5 protein-coding genes and 1 pseudogene are annotated in these 4,441 nt (G+C 67.6%); 4 read left to right on the forward strand and 2 right to left on the reverse strand.

Translation table 11 applies throughout. The features are described 5' to 3' along the window. Nucleotides 1-362: 362 nt before the first annotated feature. The 4 genes and pseudogenes from OTB19_RS41725 to OTB19_RS41735 all read left to right on the forward strand — a co-directional run bounded on the left by OTB19_RS41725 (nt 363) and on the right by OTB19_RS41735 (nt 2,818). Nucleotides 363-560, forward strand: coding sequence for a hypothetical protein (locus OTB19_RS41725; protein ID WP_267804084.1), 198 nt, complete (start codon nt 363-365; stop codon nt 558-560). 245 nt (nt 561-805) lie between these two features. Then, nucleotides 806-943, forward strand: a pseudogene (locus OTB19_RS43525) (XRE family transcriptional regulator); the annotation flags it as partial. 327 nt (nt 944-1,270) lie between these two features. After that, the gene (locus OTB19_RS41730; protein WP_324290594.1) at nt 1,271-2,227 is read left to right on the forward strand and encodes a dihydrolipoamide S-succinyltransferase; all 957 of its coding nucleotides are present in this window, start codon (nt 1,271-1,273) and stop codon (nt 2,225-2,227) included. 3 nt (nt 2,228-2,230) lie between these two features. Further along, nucleotides 2,231-2,818 carry a hypothetical protein gene (locus OTB19_RS41735; protein WP_267804086.1) on the forward strand — a complete coding sequence of 196 codons (588 nt, stop codon included), beginning with the start codon at nt 2,231-2,233 and terminating at the stop codon, nt 2,816-2,818. Between the two features lie 82 nt (nt 2,819-2,900). On the opposite strand, the gene OTB19_RS41740 is transcribed toward OTB19_RS41735, so the two are convergent. Beyond that, on the reverse strand, nt 2,901-3,377 hold the full coding sequence (locus OTB19_RS41740) for a hypothetical protein (protein WP_267804087.1): 477 nt from the start codon (nt 3,375-3,377) through the stop codon (nt 2,901-2,903). Then, nucleotides 3,374-3,922, reverse strand: coding sequence for a hypothetical protein (locus OTB19_RS41745; RefSeq protein ID WP_267804088.1), 549 nt, complete (start codon nt 3,920-3,922; stop codon nt 3,374-3,376). The genes OTB19_RS41740 and OTB19_RS41745 overlap by 4 nt, the downstream gene beginning before the upstream one ends. Nucleotides 3,923-4,441 lie beyond the last annotated feature (519 nt).

Below are 4,441 nucleotides of genomic sequence, written 5' to 3' on the forward strand. Positions count from 1 at the left end.
GCGGGATCGCCACCCGCTACGACAAGACCCCGGAGAGCTACCTGGCCGGACTCCACCTCTGCGGCACGATGCTCTGGCTACGCAGCATCACCGGACGAACATGATCTGAATCCCGTACAGGACCTAATCCGGTCCGGGCGGCCAGCTGCGACTTGTTCAGCCCGGCACGAGCCCGACCGTCGTCCAGCATCCTGCGCAACTCGGTGAGTGCCGCACCCTGATGATCTTGCCCGCCGTGCACGCCACTCGCCCCCAAGACCTCTATGTTCGCCGGTGTTCATCTTCGACCGGACGAACCCCGACGCGCACCACTTCCGAGACCTTGGACCACGTCAACACCCACCAAGCATCCGGAGAACACCGTGACCGTCGCCGTCGTACTGCTCACCACCGCACTCGTCACCGTCGTCGCCCTGTTGGCCGGCGCCGGCGCGGGCAAGCTCGCCCGCATGGACGGCGCCACCTACCCCACCGCCCTCACCCGCGCCGCCACCACCTTCGCCGCCGTCATCACCCTCACCATCGCCGTAGCCGGCGCCCTCGCCACCTTCCTCACCTGAACCGCCCGGGCCCTACCGCGCCCACGGCGGGACGGTCCTCCCGGTCGTCGAGGCCCTGTTGGCGAAGGCAGTTGACCGATCGCCTTGGGCCAGCCCATGGCTGCGCCCCGTTCCATGAGGCAGGGCACGTCCCGGCTCAGGTCAGGTGACAGCGAGCCACACGCGGAATGCGAAAGGTGCGTTCTGAATGCGGTATCCGCATTCTCTGAGCTAGAGTGAGGGGTATGGCGATGAGTACGGAAGAAATGTTGCGGGTGACCGTGACCGCGATCACCCACCGCACAGGCGAGCAGCAGGCAGACGTGGCGGCCGCCCTGGGGCTCACGCAAAGTCAGATCAGCCGCAGACAGCGGGGCCTGGCCTCTTGGACCCTGGCCGACTGCGACCGTCTCGCCGCGCACTGGGGCATGCCCGTCCTCGACCTTCTCGCGGGCCCGACTCACGCCCTGACCCGCCTGCCCGCCGACCGGGTCGCAGCCGGCGGCACCCAGACGCTCCTACCCCTCGACGCCCCGACCCCGGCCACGGCTCAGGTCGAGCCGGCTTCGACCCCGACCCCGGTCGAGCCGGCTTCGACCCCGACCCCGGTCGAGCCGGCTTCGACCCCGACCCCGGTCGAGCCGGCCCCGGCCCCGACCGCCCGCAGTACCGCGGCCCGGCGCGCCCCCGTCGCCGAGCCAGCCCCGGTTGCGCCGCCTGTCCCCAGGCGCATGGCTGCGCCGGCCGGTCCGTTGGCGGATCGCGTCCGTGCCCGCGTCGACCACGAGTTGACCGTCCATGGCGGTGACCGGGACGCGGCGCGGGCGGCCCTCATCAAGACGGCCGTCCCGGACGTGATGGAGTTGTTCGCCGCGTCCCGGGTCGGTGGCCGGTACGAGCACTCCGAGTTCCCGCCGACCGTGGACATCCTCAAGAAGGCGTCGCAAAAGGGCGCCGATCAGATTTGGGAGGGCCGCCCGAAGTGGCGGGCGGAGGAGCTGCACCGGGCCGCGCGCGCCGGCCACGTCCGCCTCGACGTCATCGCGCTGGACATGAACGCCGCCTACCTCGCGGCGCTCAAGACGTGGTTGCCGATCGGCAAGCTCGTCCACTCCGAGGGCGCCGACCACAACCCGAAGCGCTCCGGTGTCCACCGGGTCACCCCGGCAGCTTGGGGGATGCCGGACCTGCCGTCCCCGCTGGGCGCCCGGAAAGAGCCGGGGGACCTGTGGATTACCGAACCCACCCTGCGACTTCTACTGAGGTGCGCGAAGTTGGGGTTCTGTGAGACGCCAGTCATTCACGAGTCGTGGACGTCCGGAGCATCCGAGGGCCTGTTGGAGAAAATGCGCCGCACTCTCACGGAGGTCCGGAAAGAGGCCATCGCCAATGGCGATGACGTGACAAATGAGTACGTGAAGTCCATGTATTCTAAGTTTGTGTCAACCATCGGTGAGAGTACGGCGAATCGGGAAATCCGGCGCCCCGACTGGATGCACATCATCCGCTCTCAGGCATTCGCGAACCTGTGGCTGAAAGCGCATAAGGCGCACGCCGCCGGTCTGACCGTGGTGGAAATGTCCGGCACCGACGAACTGCATGTGGCCGGTGACTGGCAGCAGGTGTTCCCGGAAGGCCGCGACCTCAGCCAGGTCAAGGCCAAGTCGATCTACACGCTGGGGGAGTAGACCGTGAGTGGAGCCACCGATCTCTGGGGCGAATGGCAGAAACACGGCGCCCGGGGCATGAGCGGTGCCCAGGCCCTGGCCGCAGAGATCGACCGGATCGCCGGGGAGGGCGGCATCGCGACCCCGGTCACCGCGAAGCGCGGCCTGTCCGCGCGGCTGCGATATCTGTCCAGCGGACCCGGCCGGCAGGTGCTCGACCGCAACGGCATCAGCGCCCGCCTGCTGCGCTCCTGGAACCGCGGCGCCCGTCCCAGCCGGGCCAAGCTGGACGCCGTGGACAAGGCGTACCAGGAGCACCGCCGGGCCAACCTCGTACGCTCCGGGGCGCTGAAACGCCTCCTCGACAACGGCGGCCGGGGCCGGCGGATCGAGATCTACCCGGTGGACCAAACCCTGGTGGACGAGAAACGGCGCCGGCCCACCGTCAGCGAGCGGTCCGTGCAGGCCCGGTACATCTGGGACGACGCGGTCGACGCCTGGAGCCAGGGCGACCTGGCCGCCTTGGACGAGATTTGGGATGACGTGATCACCGACCTGGATTCCGACTATGCGGCGTACGCATATGTGGGCTCCATCGGAATCGGAGCATGAAATCGACGGGTTACCGTTGAGTCTGGCTTGGCATGGTGAAGGGGCCCGCACCTGGTGGTGCGGGCCCCTTCACCATGCCAAGTCAGTGCACGCTGCGCAGGTGTCCGCGTGTGACCTTGCGGGGCTGCTCGGCTTTCCGGCGGGCCTTGTTCTCTTGGTGGAGGGCGAGGCGGCGTTCGTATTCTTCTTCGAAGTGGCCGACGTTCAGTCGGTCTTCGGGAGCGAGCGCGTTCAGGGCCTCGTGCCGGTCTTGGGCCGTGGGGTAGGCGGCGAGCATGGGGTGGATCTGGAACTTGCCGCGGCCCACGATGTAGACGAGTCGCGCGGCTACGAGGTAGGGCATCGCTCGGCTGATGACGCCGCGGTTCAGGGCCAGCCCCGTTGCGAGCTCGTCATGAGTCGCGCGGACCAAGCCGCCCTGCTCCTGCAATGTGAGCATGTGCAGCAGCATGGCGTAGGAAGTCGGGGGGAGGCGGGGAACGTAGCTGAGGCCCTCGACCGAGATCGAAAGGTGCTCGGACCTACGCGGAGCGAAGTGGGTGGCCGTCGCAATGGTCATTTCGTCCCCTTCTCTCGTGGACCCTCTGGCAGCGTGGCATCGGCCTGCGCCATCTGCTTGAACGCGTCCGGCGCCTCGGGGTCCTCCAGAATCTCCTTGAGGAGATCGAGCTGATGGACCCGTTCGGGCTTGTCCCCGGGAACTTTACGCTTCCCCGCCGGTGGTGTCCGCACGCCCCCGCGCAGGGCAGCGGAGGGCACGAGCTGGTAGACGCCGCGGCGCACCCGACGGAGCACGCCGTCGTCCGTGAGCAGACTTTGGGCCCAGGCGACATGGGCACGGCTGTAGCCGACGTGCTTGCCGATCTCGTCTTGGGTCTTGGTGATGTGCCCTCCGACCTCTTGGAAGCCGATCAGCGCCAGCAAGATGACGGCAACGAACCGCTCCTCGGGGTCGGCGTATCGCCGCGCGGCCCAGAGCATGAATTGCAGCGAATCCATGCTGTAGGCACCGCCGATGAAGCCGGTTGACGTCGCCAGCGGGTAGATCTGCGCCCCGTGCCCGGGGGGAACCTCGACCTGCTGTCCCCTTGGCTGTGCGATCACCGGGGGAGACGGCAGCGGCCGGCGCCTCTTGGTCGGCCGAGGAATCGGAACTGCGGGGTCGGTGCCTGTCATCGGTTCGGTGAGCCCCTTCTCTTCCTGATCGTTGAGCAGAGTAGTGCACCGTTGCAGTAGTGCGACGGACACCGTGCCGTTAGTGCAACGAAACTTGGAGATGTGTCAGTGCAGTGCCGACACATCCCGCTTACTCACTCAACGGCGGTGACGTCACCGGTTTCATCACCGCGGTGATCCAGTCGGCATCACAAAATGGACACAACCCGCCGGCCGCAGTCACCAACCAGCGGTGAGTCACCCACCGCTCAACTCACCGGCACTCCGGGCACGACAAGCGCCCGCGTCAGCACGCTGACGCATCGTTTGGTTGCAGTAGTAGACCCTGATGGTTAATTCGTGTGGCTGAGGGTGCTGGTGGGAGCGGGTGGGCAGGTTGTTCCTGTGTCGGTAGGGTCCGGCCGGGGAGGGGCTTGTTGTGTCGATGTCGCCGCGGTCGTGGCCGGA

The sequence above is a fragment of the Streptomyces sp. H27-H5 genome, from assembly GCF_026627505.1.
Lineage (GTDB): Bacteria > Actinomycetota > Actinomycetes > Streptomycetales > Streptomycetaceae > Streptomyces.

Bases quoted from the DNA above. Each gene is read 5' to 3' on its own strand.
- OTB19_RS41730 (WP_324290594.1), top strand. From the start codon at position 1,271: ATGGCTGCGCCGGCCGGTCCGTTGGCGGATCGCGTCCGTGCCCGCGTC.
- OTB19_RS41740 (WP_267804087.1), bottom strand. From the start codon at position 3,377: ATGACCATTGCGACGGCCACCCACTTCGCTCCGCGTAGGTCCGAGCAC.